This is a genomic window from Myxococcus sp. CA039A, assembly GCF_013336645.1.
In the GTDB taxonomy this organism is placed as follows: domain Bacteria; phylum Myxococcota; class Myxococcia; order Myxococcales; family Myxococcaceae; genus Myxococcus; species Myxococcus llanfairpwllgwyngyllgogerychwyrndrobwllllantysiliogogogochensis.
Genome location: NZ_JABUMQ010000099.1, coordinates 1 through 13,937 on the forward strand (window position 1 = coordinate 1; position 13,937 = coordinate 13,937).

Genomic DNA, 13,937 nt, shown 5'->3' on the forward strand with positions numbered 1-13,937 from the left:
GGGTTGTTGCCCCTGCCCTCTCTCCGAGCGATCGACATGCCGCCAGGTCGCTCGGCACCCAGGCCGCGTCTACTCGGAACGGGCTGCCGGAGAGGCCTCGAGGACAAGGTCCGACATGACCCACCCGCTCTGGCGTCCCCTTGATACCCTGGAACCCTGGCAGACAAACTGTTAGCAGGCCGAGCGTCGGCCCTCCTGACTGCTCGCGGCGACAACGCGGTAGAAAGAGGGCCCCGCCAGATGTTCACATGCCACCGCGCGCTGCGAGTAGGGCCGCACCGCGCGCGTTTCGAGACACCCGCCCGAGCCCCATCAGGACTTCCGCCTCTGAATGAATGACTCGCTAGAGACCCTCCTCGCCGACGGAATCATCGAGGCCGTCATCGGCCAGTTGAAGACCGGTAAGGAAGCGGAGGTGTGGCTGGTTCAGCACTCCGGGCAGGTGGTCGCAGCCAAGTTGTACAAGCAGCGCCACGAGCGGAACTTCCGCAACAACGTGGGCTATCGGGAAGGGCGCGAGGTGCGCAACTCCCGGACGCGCCGCGCCATGGAGAAGGGCAGCCGCTTCGGGCAGGCCGCTTCCGAGGAGGCATGGAAGAGCGCCGAGGCCGACTCGCTCTACAAGTTGCACGCCCAGGGCGTGCGCGTGCCGACGCCGGTGATGTTCTACGAGGGCATCCTGCTGATGGAGCTGGTGCTCGACGCGCAGGGACAACCCGCGCCCCGGCTGGTGGAGGCTCCTCCGGCGACGCCCGAGGAAGCGCAGGCGATGTACGTGGACCTGCGGGCCCAGGTGGTCAGCATGCTGTGCGCCGACCTCATCCATGGGGACCTGTCGCCCTACAACATCCTGATGGGCTACCTGGGGCCCACCATCATCGACTTTCCGCAGACTATCGCCGCCGCGCGCAACAACCGCGCGGAGTTCTACTTCCGGCGCGACCTGGACAACGTGCGCGAGTTCCTCGCGGGCATCGCGCCCTGGTTGCACGGTGCCGGGGGCGACACGAGCGAAATCTGGAGCGCGTACACGCGGCGTGAGCTCACGCCCTCGTTCGTTCCCTCCGGCAGCTTCCGCGAGGCGCCGCGTCGCAATGGTAGCGCGGGCCGGGGAGCGAGCCGCCCCGTCCATGCGCAGCCGGTGGAAGCGCCCCCAGAGGCGCCCATGACGCCCGAGGAGGCCGAAGAGGCGGAGCTGCGCGCGCTGGAGGCATTGGTGCTCCGGCAGGGTGGTGGTGAGCGGAGCAAGCCTCCCGCGGCCCCAGCGCCGCGAGGCGGACGCCGCGGGCCCGGTCGGTCGCCGCCGCGTTCCGGAGGCAATCGCCCGAATGCTCCCGCTTCGGCGCCGCGAACGGGTGGCGCTGGCGATCAGCGAAATGCCGCGCGCCCGCCGCAGGGTGGTCAGCACTCGGGTGGACCGCGCTCGGCGCCCGCTGAGCAACGCAATGGGAGTTCACGCGCGCCTCAGGTCGAGCAGCGCAATGGGAGCACTCGCGCGCCTCAGGTCGAACAGCGCAATGGGAGCCCTCGCTCGCCTCAGGTCGAGCAGCGCAATGGGAGCCCCCGCTCGCCTCAGGTCGAACAGCGCAACGGGAGCCCGCGCTCCGTGCCGGGTGAACAGCGCAACAGCAGCCCTCGCTCGGCTCAGGTCGAACAGCACAACGGGAGCCCGCGCGCTCTCCAGTTCGAGCAGCGCAACGGAAGCCCACGCTCGCCGCAGGTTGAACAGCGCAACGGAAGCCCGCGCTCCGCGCCGGATGAGCAGCGCAACGGAAGCCCCCGCTCGCCTCAGGTCGAACAGCGCAACGGGAGCCCGCGCTCCGCGCCGGATGAGCAGCGCAACGGGAGCCCGCGCTCCGCGCCGGGTGAGCAGCGCAACGGAAGCACGTTATCGCCTCAGGTCGAGCAGCGCCGCGGAAGCACGCGCTCCGCGCCGGGTGAGCAGCGCAGCGGAAGCACGCTCTCGCCTCAGGACGAGCAGCGCCACGGAAGCACGCGCTCCGCGCCGGGTGAGCAGCGCAGCGGAAGCACGCTCTCGCCTCAAGACGAGCAGCGCAGCGGTGGTCCGCGAGGCACGAGTGATCCGCGCAACGGCGGTCCCCGTGACGCTCAAGGAGAGCCCCGCAACGGTCGGGCGGCTCGCGCGTCGGGGGACTCACGCAGCGGAACCCCGCGTGCCTCGGACGAGTTGCGCAACGCAGAACCTCGCTTCTCGGATGACTCGCGCAACGGGAACACTCGGGCTTCGGACGCTCCGCGCGGCGGCCACCCTCGTGCCTCGGACGAGTCGCGCAATGGCGGCTCTCGCGGCTCGGCGGAATCACGCAACGGAACGCCTCGCGCTTTCGATGGCGAGCAACGGAACGGCAACGGCTCCCGCACCGCGGATGAATCGCGCAACGGCAGCCCGCGCACCCGCTCCAGCGAGCAGCACTCCGCCCCGGGCGAACACCACCGGGCCCCGAGAGAACAGTCCGGAGTGGACAACACCCGCCCGGCTTCGGGAGAGCAGCGCCGTGGCTCCTCACGTTCCGCGCAGGGCGAGCAGCGCGACGGAGGCCCCCGGTCCGCACAGGGAGACTCACGCAGCGGCCCACGCGCCCCCCAGGGGGACGCCCGCAACGGCACGCCTCGTGAGCAATCCTCCGCGCCAAACGGCCGTCACGGCAACGAGGTCCAGGCTGGCGCCGAAAGCCCCTTCCCCGAGTCGCGGCAGCGACCTGCCCGGAACGAGCAGCGAGGTGGCAATCGGGGCAACGGCAGGGCCTCACTGCCTGTCGTGGAGGCCCGCCCCGAGACGAACGCACCTGATGCCAATCCCGGCGGCAACACGCTGCGAGAGCCTCGGCAGAATGGGCCCGGCCCCCGGCAGCAACGCTCCGCTCCGAACCGGGGCGGCGGCTCCCGTGCTCCTCGCGGCGGTCCCCAGGTGAGCTACGTCGCTCGCAACAACAACCCTTCGGACTCGGGCCCGACGGAAACGGGTTCCTGACCACCCCGTAGGACCCAGGCCCGGTGAGCACTTCACGTCACCGGGCCCGTCTCCACTCCTGCGATACAGAGCAGCACCCGCTCACCCGACGCGAACGACCACCTTCCCGAAGTGGGCGCCGCTCTTGAGGTGATGGAACGCCGCCACCGCCTCGTCGAAGGCGAAGACGCGGTCCACCACGGGACGGACCGAGTGCTGCGAGAAGGCACGCACCAGCGCCTCGAAGCCCTGGCGATGCCCCACCAGGATTCCCTGCACGCGAAGGTTCTGCATCAGGATGGACGTCAGCGGCACGGCGCCCGAGCCACCGCTCAGCACGCCGATGACGGACACCGTGCCCCCGGGCCGCACCGCGCGCAGTGACTTCTCGAACGTCCCGGCCCCACCCACCTCCACGACGTGGTCCACGCCCGCGTTCCCGGTGAGCGCCCGCGCCGCCTTGTCCCAGTCCGGCGTCGTCACGTAGTTGATGAGGTCGTGCGCTCCCAGCGCGCGCGCTCGCTCCAACTTGTCGTCGCGACTGGAAGTGATGATGACGCGCGCGCCCAGCAGCTTCGCGATCTGCAGCGCGAAGATGGAGACGCCGCCGGTGCCCTGGAGCAACACCACGTCTCCTGCCTTCAACGCGCCATAGGTCACCAGCGCGCTCCACGCCGTGAGCGCCGCGCACGGCAGCGTCGCCGCCTCCTCGTCCGACAGGTACGCGGGCGTGAGCATCACCCCGTCCTCGTGCAGCACCATCGTGTCGCCCAGCGCGCCGTCCAGCGGCCCCCCCAGCGTGTGCTGCTGCGCCGTGCGCGTCGGCTCACCCGCGGGCCACGCCTGCGAGAACAGGCCCATCACCCGGTCTCCCGGCTTCACGCGCGTGACGCCCTGCCCCACCGCGTCCACCACCCCCGCGCCGTCCGAGTTGGGAATCAGCGGCAGCTTCTGCCTCGGGTTGTAGCGGCCTTCCACCATCATCAGGTCGCGGTAGTTGAGGCTCGTCGCCTTCACCCGCACCCGCACCTGGAACGGGCCCGGCTCGGGGTCCGGCCGCTCGCCCAGCACCAGCTTGTCCAACCCGAATCCGCCTCGAATTTCATAGGCCCGCATGGGTCGGGTTCTACCGCGCCCACGCCCCAGAGTGGGAGTCGCGCTCGCACACGGAGGGCGCCTACACTCCCCGCCTCATCGTGAACGCCCTCTTCCTCATCTGCGCACTGCTCGCCTCCGCGCCCGGCCCTCGCTTCCCCCAGGGCACCGCGCGCATGGAGGTTGGCCCCGCGCCGCACGGGCTCCCCGACTGGAGCGTCCAGCGCTGCGCGGAGTGCCACGCACCCCAGGTCGAGGCCTGGAAGCGCAGCGGCCACGCCACCGCGCGCACGGATGATGTCTTCCAGGTCGCCATCACCGAGGACCGGCCCGCCTGGTGTGTCCAGTGTCACGCCCCGCTCGCGCGGAACCTCGAGCGCGGCGCGCTTCCCACGGGCAGCCCTCCCGAGGAGCACGGCGTCACCTGCGCGGGCTGTCACGCCCCCCTCGGTGACGCGAAGGCCGCCCCCGCGATGCCCTGCGCGGGCTGTCACCAGTTCGGCTTCCCGGTGCTCCAGGGCGATGGCCAACGCGTCCGGCTTTCCGACACCCAGTGGCAACAGGACACCGTGGGCGAATGGACCCGGTGGCGCAAACAGACGGGCGACACGCGCCACTGCACGAGCTGTCACATGCCTCGCGGCGACCACGGACTGGGCGGCACCCGTCGCACGGAGTCCCTCAAGGCCGCGCTCGTCGTGGAGGCCGTGGACGGCGCGCTCCTGCTCTCCACGCGCGACGTGGGCCACGCCTTCCCCTCCGGTGACGTCATGCGCTGGGTCAGCGTGGAGGTCTCGGACCATCCCCTCTTCGAGTCCTCGCGCACCGTGGCCACGCTGGGCCGTCGAATCGAAGTGCGCGCCTGGCCACCGGAGCCGCTGCCACACCTGGGCGCCGTCGAGGACACCCGGCTGGTTCCCGGCCCGCCTCGCCGCATCCGCATGCCCGCGGGCGCGCGTTATGCCCGCGTCGTCTACCACCTGGTGTCCCGTGAGCAGGAAGACTCGGGACTCTATCCCCCGGGGCTCTCACAGCTGGTGCTGTGGGCCGCGCCCCTTCCCTCGACCCGAACACCTATGGAGCGCAAGCCATGATTCTCCTGTCGCTCATCCTCGCCGCCGCGCCGCCGGTCCTCCTGGAGCCCGACGCGGGCACCGCCCACCGCCTGCATCCCCGCCGCGTGACGGCGTCCTCCTTCCTGGAGAACGGCTGGAACAAACACGCCCAGAACTACCTCCCCCTCTACGTCGCCGACGATGACCCGGCCACCGCCTGGGTGGAGGGCGCCAAGGGACGCGGCGAGGGCGAGGCCATCGAGTGGTGGGGCCCGGAGCTGACGCGCGCGAAGTCCTTCCGCGTCTTCCTGCGCAACGGCTACCAGAAGACGGACAAGCTCTACCGGGCCAACGCCCGTCCCAAGGGTTTGAAGCTGGAGCCGCTCGTCCAGGGCGAGACGGGGCCGCAGACGACGGGCACCGCCGTGGAGGTGGAGCTGAAGGACGTGCTCGGCTGGCAGGAAATCCCCCTGCCCGTGCCCGGCAAGGTCCAGGGCGTGCGACTCACCCTCGTGTCCACCTATCCCGGCGCGTCGTACGACGACACCTGCCTGAGCGACCTGCGCGTCTACGTGGAGGGCGAGGACCCCTACAAGGCGGAGATGGAGACGGCCGCCTTCGAGCAGGTGCGCGCCTACGCGTACGAGCGGAAGATGGCCGCCGCGCGCAACGACACACAGGCGAAGCTGGAGTGGGCGCCTCGCTACAAGACCGAGGACCTCTTCATCCAGAAGAACACCGAGAAGCAGCAGGAGGTCTTCTACCAGACGGAGCGCACCCCCACGAAGTGGCTGGCCCAGGTGAAGGTGAAGGACTCCTACAAGGCGGAGTTGGCTCGCGCGAAGGCCGCGGCGGCGCTGTTCGACCGCGCCAGCCTGAACCTGGACGGCGACAAGTCCGAGGCCCGCTCGAAGTGGGTTCGCGTGAGGCCCGCGCTGCTGCGCCCGCAGAAGGCCGCCGCCAGTTCGGCGCTGTCCTCCATGGATGACCCGGGACTCGTGCGGGTCGCCGGCCTGCTGCACCTGGCGGACGCGTCCTTCTTCGAGTCCGACGCCACCCAGGCCCAGATGCGCGCGAAGATCGCCAGCACCCACAAGGCCGAGTCCCGCGCGCTCGCCGCCTGCGTCAAGCAGTGTGAAGCGGACCGCAAGGGCCGGACGCTCTCCGAGCCCGAGGAGATCTGCGGCTGCGATGAACAGTGCATGGGCTGCATGGGTGACCGGGAGCCCGAGCTGAGCACCCGGAGCGAGCAGCTCAAGCACCAGCTCACCGGTGGCGAGTACGTCCAGGGCTCGCTCGCCCAGCCCACCGCGTTCCTGCGCGGCCTCAGCGAGGAGAACGGCAGCCGCGAGTCGTGGATCTCCTTCCGCCAGACGCTCGTCACCTACTCGGGCGAGAAGGCCGACACGGTGCTCGTCTTCGGAAACCGGAACGCGGAGGACGGCGGAGAGCCCGTCTTCGTGCACGTGCTCGACTGGAGCGAGTCCGGGGGCAAGGCGAAGCTGAGCGCCATCACCACCTTCATCATCGGCCTCGAGTCGGTGCGCGTGCTTCGCTACCGTCCCGCCACCAACGCCTGAGCCTCCAGTCGCGCCACGGCCTGCCGGGGGGTGAGGATGACGAAGGGCATCCCCTGTCGGTCCGACATCGACAACACGCGCTTGTCCTTGCTCACGAGCCACGCCGCCCCCGCGCGGGCGGCCAGGAGGAGGAACTTCTGGTCGTCGCGGTCCCTGCAACGAGGCAGCTCCAGCGAAGGCCCTGACGCGTCCGGCGGGAGCACCTTCACGCGAGCCCGGTAGCGTTCCAGGGCCGTCCTCCGGCCCTCCAGGTCTCGTCCCGGCAGGAAGTGGCGCGACGCCAACACGAAGCCCAGCTCCGCCAGCGTCGCGTCCTCCGCCCACGCCTCCAGCGCGCCCGCCTCCAGCGCAGTGTGGAGCACGCGCAGCGCGGGGTCCTCGAAGACGTACAGGTCCAGGACGACGTTGGTGTCGAGCACCACGGGGAGCGGAGGCGTCAATGGGGACATTCGGGTTCCTGGAGGCTGCGGTATGCTCGCCCGGCACTGCGTGAGGGGTGGATGGAACTACAGCTTTTGAAGTGTCCTGGCTGCGGCGCGAAGCTTCCACCCCCGTCCTCACCGAATGGCATCCTCACCTGCGACTACTGCGGTGCCATGGTGTCCGCGAAGGGCGCGGCTGTCTGGCCCAAGCCCGCTCGCCCCGCGGACGACCCTCTCTTCGCTCCGGACCGACCCCGCGTCACGGTGGCGAACACGCGCTACGTGCTGCTCGGGCGCCTGGGCCGAGGCGACGGCAGTGACGTGTTCCTCGCGCGACGCGACTCCCGCATCACCGAGCTGGTGGTGCTCAAGGTGGCCCGCGCGCTCGACGACAAGGACTTGCTCGCCCGCGAGTACGAGGTGCTGGAGGACCTGCAGCGCACCGACGCCCAGGGCGCAGAGTACTTCACCCGCCTGCTCCCCCAGCCCGTGGCGCGAGGCACCGCGAAGGACCCGGAGGGCATCGCTCGCGCGGCGCTGGTGTACCGGTGGACGAGCGGCTTCCAGCACACCTTCTCGGAGGTGCGTGAGGTGTACTCCGATGGCGTCGACCCACGCGCCGCGGTCTGGATGTGGAAGCGCGCGCTGGAGCTGCTGGGCTTCGTGCATCGCGCGGGCTACGTCCACGGCGCGGTGCTGCCGCCCCACCTGCTCCTCCACCCCAGGGACCACGGGCTGATGCTGGTCGGCTGGTCCAGCGCCGTGCGGCACCGCTCGTTCCAGTCCCTGCCCTCCACCAGCGCCTCGCACCGCGACTTCTATCCCGACACACTGTGGAATGGAGGCGTGCCCACTCCGGAGACGGACGTGGCGATGTGCGCGCGCTCCATCACCTGGGTCCTCGGTGGAGACCCGGCAACGGGCTCGGTGCCGTCCCGCGTGCCAGCGCCCCTGGCGGAGCTGCTGCGCGCGCAGCATTCGGGGCGGAGTGGCCTGGACGTCGATGCGTGGAGCGTGAAGGAGCAGGTCTCCGCCGCCGCGCAGGAGTCCTTCGGTCCGCCGAGTTACGTTCCCTTCACCCTGCCTGGGTGGCGTTGAGCGCGGCCTGGCCGTGCGAGGAAGGAGAGTCGAGCCATGGGTTACGGGAGCTACAGCCACGCGGCACATGCGGCATTCACACGGGCCCGTGAGGAGATACCCGTGCAGCGCGTCTTCCGACAGGAGCGCTGTCACCCGCTGATGGACCCGCACGGCGTGAAGTGGCGGGAGAGTCGCGACAGCGAGGCGCATTCCAAGTCCCTGGGCATCGTCTTCGCCCTCGACGTCACGGGCTCCATGGGCTCCATCCCGGAGCTGCTCGCCCGGCGCCGGCTGCCTGACTTCATGAAGTCCCTGATGGACGTGGGCATCCCGGACCCCCAGGTCCTCTTCATGGCGGTGGGCGACGCGAACAGCGACCACGCTCCGCTCCAGGTGGGCCAGTTCGAGTCCTCCGAGCGGCAGATGGACCAGTGGCTGACGTCCAGCTACCTGGAAGGCGGCGGCGGCACGCCCGGCACCGAGTCCTATGAGCTGGGCATGTACTTCGCCGCGCGCCACACGGACCTGGACTGCTGGCGCAAGCGCAAACACCGGGGCTACTTCTTCATGACGGGCGACGAGCGCCCCTATGGGTATGTCTCTCGCAAGCAGGTGAGGTCCCTCATCGGCGACACACTCGACGAGGACCTGCCCGTGCGACAGGTGGTGGAGGAGCTCCAGGTCGGCTTCGAGCCGTTCTTCCTCATCCCGGACCTGGCCCGACGCCGCAACTGCGAGCGCGACTGGCGGGAGCTGCTCGGAGACCGCGTCATCTGCATGGAGGACCCCACCGACACGGTGGATGTGGCGGCCAGTCTCGTGGGCCTGTGCGAGGGCGCAATCCCAGACCTGGACGCGCTGGCCCGACATCTGGAGAAAGGCGGACTGGAGCGACCCCGACGCGGCGCCGTCATCCGCGCGCTCACGTCCTTCGCCGCGACGCTGGGGCGCGATGGCACGCCACAGCCTCGCCTGGAGGATGAGCCGCTGCCCACCAACGACGCCAACTCCGGCCACCGCCGCATCCCTCGCGACGAGCGATGAAGGCGCCCCGCGCGGCCCACGTCGTCGTCGACCTCGGCTTCGGCGACGCGGGCAAGGGCACGCTCACGGACTGGCTGGTGCGGCGCCACGGCGCCCAGCTCGTCGTGCGCTTCAACGGAGGCGCCCAGGCGGGCCACAACGTCGTCACCGATGACGGCCGGCACCACACCTTCTCCCAGCTCGGCGCGGGCACCTTCGTCCCTGGCGTGGCCACGCACCTGGCGCACTCCACCGTCTTCCATCCACTGGCCCTCCACGTGGAAGCGCAGTACCTCGCGGAGCGCGGTGTCCCGGACGCCCTGTCGCGCGTGACGGTGAGCGAGCGCGCCCGCGTCATCACCCCGTTCCATCAAGCGGCCGGACGGCTGCGCGAGCTGGGCCGGGGCGCGCGGCGGCATGGCACCTGCGGCGTGGGCGTGGGCGAGACGATGCGCGACGCGCTCGCGCATCCGGAGGCCGCCGTCCTCGCGGCAGACTTGTGTCGACCCGACGTCCTCACCAGGAAGGCCCGCGCCGCGCAGGAGCGACTTCGCGCGGAGCTGGCCGAGGTGCGGCGCGCCGCCATGGGCCATCCCGACTCCGCGCCCGAGCTGGGACTGCTGGAGGACTCCGACATCCCCTCGCGCTGGGTGGAGGCCGTGCGCGTCATCCATCCCGAGCAGCGCGTGGTGGGCGATGGCTGGCTCGGCCCCCGGCTGCGCGAGGGCCACACCGTCTTCGAGGGCGCGCAGGGCGTCCTGCTGGATGAGTGGCGCGGCTTCCATCCGCACACCACCTGGAGCACCTGCACCTTCGAGCCCGCCCTGGCCCTGCTGCGCGAGCAGGGCTTCGACGGGGACGTGCATCGACTCGGCGTGCTTCGCGCCTACGCCACGCGCCACGGCGAGGGCCCCTTGCCCACCGAGGAAGCATCGCTCGCGGCCCTGGTGCCCGAGCCTCACAACACCGCCGACGGCTGGCAGGGCGGCTTCCGCGTGGGCGGGTTCGACGCAGTCCTCGGACGCTATGCGCTCCAGGTCTGCGGCGGTGTGGACTCGCTCGCCCTGACACATGTGGACAGGCTTGGCCCGCACTGGCCCGTGTGCTCCGCGTACCACGCACCTCCCGGCACCGCGGAAGACGAGGCGCTCGTGGTGCGCGACGAGGCCGGGCGCGTCACGGCGCTGCGTCCCGGCGCGGCCCAGGACCTCGCATGGCAGGCGCGACTCACCGGGGCGCTCGCCCGCTGCACACCCGAGCGGACGACGCTTGCGCTGGGAGAGAGCGCCGACACCCGGACGCAGCGCTTCATCACCTGGGTGGAGGCGACCCTGGGCGTGCGCGTCTCCGTGACGTCACAGGGCCCCAGGGCCCGGGACAAGCGCTCCCGGGGCTGACGACGACAGGGCCTCCGGGCTAGCGTCCGGGCACATCGCGAGGTGCATTCGCGGTGTCTCCACCGAGGGGGTCTTTCAGTCATGGGTTACGGGAGTTACAGCCACAAGGCGCATGAGGCGATGACGAAGGCTCGCAGCGAGCTGCCGCCTCAGGAAGTGTTCAAGCAGCGCGCCTGCCATCCCCAGATGGACCCCTTGGGGGTGAAGTTCCGCGAGAGCCGCGACAGCGCGGCCCACCCGAACTCGCTCGCCGTCGTCATGGCGCTCGACGTGACGGGCTCCATGGGCAACATCCCCGAGAACCTCGCGCGCCAGACGTTCCCCTCGTTCATGAAGGACCTGATGGAGGCGGGCATCCCCGACCCGCAGGTGCTCTTCATGGCGGTGGGTGACGCGTTCTTCGACCGCGCCCCGCTCCAGGTCGGCCAGTTCGAGTCCTCCGAGAATCAGCTGGACCAGTGGCTCACCTGGATGTTCCTGGAGCGCGGCGGTGGCTCGAACCCCGGCGAGTCGTACGAGCTGGGCATGTACTTCGCCGCCGAGCACACCGCGATGGACTGCTTCGAGAAGCGCGGGAAGAAGGGCTACTTCTTCATGACGGGCGACGAGCCGGCCCTGGAGAACGTGTCCCTGACCCAGGTGAAGTCCCTCATCGGAGACACGCTCGACAAGGACATGCCCATCTACCAGGCCGTCGAGCGGCTGGAGCGGACGTTCCACCCGTTCTTCCTCATCCCGGACCAGCGGCGGAGGGGCTACTGCGAGGACTTCTGGCGCATCGTCATGGGCGACAGGGTCATCTGCATGGATGACGCGGTGGACACCTGCGACGTGGCCGCCGCGCTGGTGGCCCTCACCGAGCGCGCCGTCCCCCACCTCGACGCCATCGCCAAGCGCCTTCGGGACTCCGGCAAGCCCCCCGAGCGGGTGAAGGGCATCCTGCGGGCGCTGGAGCCCTGGGCCCAGAAGCTGCGAGCCACGACGTAGGACAGTGTCGGCCGAGGCTCTTTCCCACGGAGCCTCGCGCCGTGATACCCCGAAGCCGTGAGTGAATCCTTCGAACGGCTCGGACTGTCCAAGGCCACCCTCGGCGCCCTGCGCCGGGTGCGCTTCACGCAGCCCACCCCCATCCAATCCCAGGCGATTCCCCCTGCCCTCTCGGGCAAGGACATCATCGGCTGCGCGGCCACCGGCACGGGCAAGACGGCCGCCTATGTGCTGCCCCTCGTGGAGCGATTCCACAGCAAGTCGGGCACGCTCGGCCTGGTGCTCGCCCCCACCCGCGAGCTCATCCAGCAGATCGCCGAGCCCGTGCAGGTCTTCGCCGAGGCCCGTGGCCTGACGCACGCCGTGGTCATCGGCGGCGAGGACATGGGCGCCCAGGTGGAGGCCCTCAAGGCCCAGCCCACCTTCGTGCTCGCCACGCCTGGCCGCCTGGTGGACCTGCTGGAGAACGGCATGGTGGACTTCAGCAAGCTGGAGGCCCTGGTGCTCGACGAGGCCGACCGGATGCTCGACATGGGCTTCTTCCCTCAACTCGAGCGCATCTTCGAGGCCCTGCCCCGCCGTCGGCAGACGCTGCTGTTCTCCGCGACGCTGGGGCCGGACGTCACCGAGTTCGCCCGCGAGCGGCTGTACCGTCCCGTGCGCGTGGAGGTGACTCGCAGCGGCACTCCCGCCGAGCGGGCCGAGCAGCGGCTCTACATCGTCAAGGCCGAGGAGAAGTCCTCGCTGCTGCTCACGCTGCTGGCGGAGGATTCGACGACGGCGCTCGTCTTCACGAAGACGAAGGAGCGCGCGGACAAGGTGATGCGCATCCTCCAGCGCGCGGGCCACAAGAGCGCGGTGCTGCATGCGGACCGGACGCAGAACCAGCGTCGCCAGGCGATGGAGGGCTTCCGCAAGGGGACGTACCGGTGCCTCGTCGCCACGGACATCGCCGCGCGCGGCCTGGATGTGGAGGACGTGGGACAGGTCATCAACTACGACCTGCCCCATTCACCCGAGGACTACGTGCACCGCATCGGTCGCACGGCGCGCGCGCAGGCCAGCGGCGTGGCCTCCACGTTCGCCATCCCCAAGGACAAGGAAGTCGTCGCGCAGATTGAGCGCGTCATGCGCGGACAGATTCCCCGAGTGCCGGTGCCTCGCGAGGACCCCGTGTTCCAGGAGGCGTGGGCCCAGTTCCTCGCCTCACAGAAGAACCCGGGCCCGGCGCAGCAGGAATCGGAGGCGCCCAAGCGCGAGCAGCGGCGGCCCGAAGGCCGACACGCCCGCACGCATCGCAAGCGCTGACCAGGCCGAGGGCTCCAGGGCCACCCACCCCCGGCGACGGGGGTTCGCGTCAGGGGGAAGCGGGGCGCTCGCGCTCCAGCTCCGCGCGGAAGAAGGCGCTGCCTTTGGCGAGCTGCGCCATGTAGCCGCGCACGTCCTCGCGCGCCTCGTCGGACAGCTTCGCGAAGGGCATCACGTGCGCATCCGGCACGTAGCGGAACGTCAGGTTGATGCGCCGCGTGCGGAAGTCCGGCAGCTTCGGCGCCAGGTCATGCCCCTCGCGCGTGTCCACCCGCTGCACCCGGTGGAACGTCTCTTCCTTCCACCGCGTCCCGCCGAACAGCTCCAGCGAGCCATCATCCAGCCACTGCTCCAGCACCACCGCGTCCCGCTCACCGGGCCGCGAGGACGTGACGAACTGGATGAGCGCCCGCTCTCCGAAGGACAGCGAGGCCACCGGCCCCGGCTCGAAGTCCTTGTGCTCACCCACCCGCGCCGTGTCCACCCAGCGGTCATCCTCCAGGCGACTGCCGTAGAAGTTCACCAGACAGGTGTTGAGGTGCCAGCCCTTGGGCATGTCCGGCCCCCGGAACATGCGCCGCGCCAGCGCCTCCACCTTGTCCACCTGCCGCTGGAGCACCGCCGGAAAGGGCTCCGCCTTGACGCACCGGTTCAAGAGGCCCTTGGGGGGGCGGTAGTAGTCCAGGCACGCGAACTGCCAGTTTCCCAGCCAGTACACCGGCCGCAGCAGGCGCCGCTGCTGCTGCCCAGGCGGGGGCGGGAAGTGCTTGGAGTAACGCTCCTCCCAGAGCGGGTGGAGCCCACCGAGCCAGTTGAGGATGTCCATCCGGTCCGCGTCGGACAGGAAGCTCGCGTTGTAGTGGTGACCCGGAGTGCGCTGGCGGGCCTTCTGGGCCAGCGAGGGGCCACGGCGGGGGGGAAGGGCCATGGGCGGCCCCGTGCTACCACACCCGCTCTGTCCGGAGCGCCTGTTGCGCAATCCGGACACCCCGGGTGTTGGTAGGGAGGCCGGAACGCGA

At 70.4% G+C, this 13,937-nt stretch carries 11 protein-coding genes; 8 read left to right on the forward strand and 3 right to left on the reverse strand.

The genetic code is table 11. From position 1 onward, the window contains the following. Positions 1 to 331: 331 nt before the first annotated feature. Complete coding sequence (locus HR086_RS18120) at positions 332 to 2,992, forward strand: RIO1 family regulatory kinase/ATPase (protein ID WP_174466238.1); 2,661 nt, start codon at positions 332 to 334, stop codon at positions 2,990 to 2,992. Positions 2,993 to 3,073: 81 nt separating this feature from the next. On the opposite strand, the gene HR086_RS18125 is transcribed toward HR086_RS18120, so the two are convergent. Continuing rightward, positions 3,074 to 4,087 (reverse strand): NAD(P)-dependent alcohol dehydrogenase, encoded by a 1,014-nt coding sequence (locus HR086_RS18125; RefSeq protein ID WP_174458413.1) that lies wholly within the window; start codon positions 4,085 to 4,087, stop codon positions 3,074 to 3,076. An 80-nt stretch (positions 4,088 to 4,167) separates the two neighbouring features. Between HR086_RS18125 and HR086_RS18130 the strand changes: the two genes are divergently transcribed. Both HR086_RS18130 and HR086_RS18135 read left to right on the forward strand, forming a co-directional pair. Then, positions 4,168 to 5,160, forward strand: a complete 993-nt coding sequence (locus HR086_RS18130) for a multiheme c-type cytochrome (protein WP_373564317.1) — start codon at positions 4,168 to 4,170, stop codon at positions 5,158 to 5,160. Then, entirely contained in the window at positions 5,157 to 6,701 is a 1,545-nt protein-coding gene (locus HR086_RS18135) for a hypothetical protein (protein ID WP_174466239.1), read from the forward strand. Before HR086_RS18130 ends, HR086_RS18135 begins: the two co-directional genes overlap by 4 nt. Here the strand turns inward: HR086_RS18135 and HR086_RS18140 are convergent. Beyond that, complete coding sequence (locus HR086_RS18140; protein WP_174466240.1) at positions 6,677 to 7,150, reverse strand: putative toxin-antitoxin system toxin component, PIN family; 474 nt, start codon at positions 7,148 to 7,150, stop codon at positions 6,677 to 6,679. The genes HR086_RS18135 and HR086_RS18140 overlap by 25 nt on opposite strands. Positions 7,151 to 7,201: 51 nt before the next feature. Here HR086_RS18140 and HR086_RS18145 point away from each other — a divergent pair, with 51 nt between their 5' ends. The 5 genes from HR086_RS18145 (at position 7,202) to HR086_RS18165 (ending at position 12,918) form a co-directional block, all read left to right on the forward strand. After that, entirely contained in the window at positions 7,202 to 8,221 is a 1,020-nt protein-coding gene (locus tag HR086_RS18145; RefSeq protein ID WP_174466241.1) for a hypothetical protein, read from the forward strand. Between the two features lie 102 nt (positions 8,222 to 8,323). Next, entirely contained in the window at positions 8,324 to 9,247 is a 924-nt protein-coding gene (locus HR086_RS48555; protein WP_246137306.1) for a VWA domain-containing protein, read from the forward strand. Continuing rightward, positions 9,244 to 10,623: an adenylosuccinate synthetase gene (locus HR086_RS18155; RefSeq protein WP_174466242.1), complete on the forward strand. Its 1,380-nt coding sequence runs from the start codon at positions 9,244 to 9,246 to the stop codon at positions 10,621 to 10,623. The genes HR086_RS48555 and HR086_RS18155 overlap by 4 nt, the downstream gene beginning before the upstream one ends. 81 nt (positions 10,624 to 10,704) lie before the next feature. Then, positions 10,705 to 11,610 carry a VWA domain-containing protein gene (locus HR086_RS18160; RefSeq protein ID WP_174458416.1) on the forward strand — a complete coding sequence of 302 codons (906 nt, stop codon included), beginning with the start codon at positions 10,705 to 10,707 and terminating at the stop codon, positions 11,608 to 11,610. Between the two features lie 57 nt (positions 11,611 to 11,667). Next, entirely contained in the window at positions 11,668 to 12,918 is a 1,251-nt protein-coding gene (locus HR086_RS18165) for a DEAD/DEAH box helicase (protein WP_141644170.1), read from the forward strand. A 49-nt stretch (positions 12,919 to 12,967) separates the two neighbouring features. Here HR086_RS18165 and HR086_RS18170 read toward each other — a convergent pair whose 3' ends face one another. Further along, on the reverse strand, positions 12,968 to 13,846 hold the full coding sequence (locus HR086_RS18170) for an alpha-ketoglutarate-dependent dioxygenase AlkB (protein ID WP_174466243.1): 879 nt from the start codon (positions 13,844 to 13,846) through the stop codon (positions 12,968 to 12,970). Positions 13,847 to 13,937 lie beyond the last annotated feature (91 nt).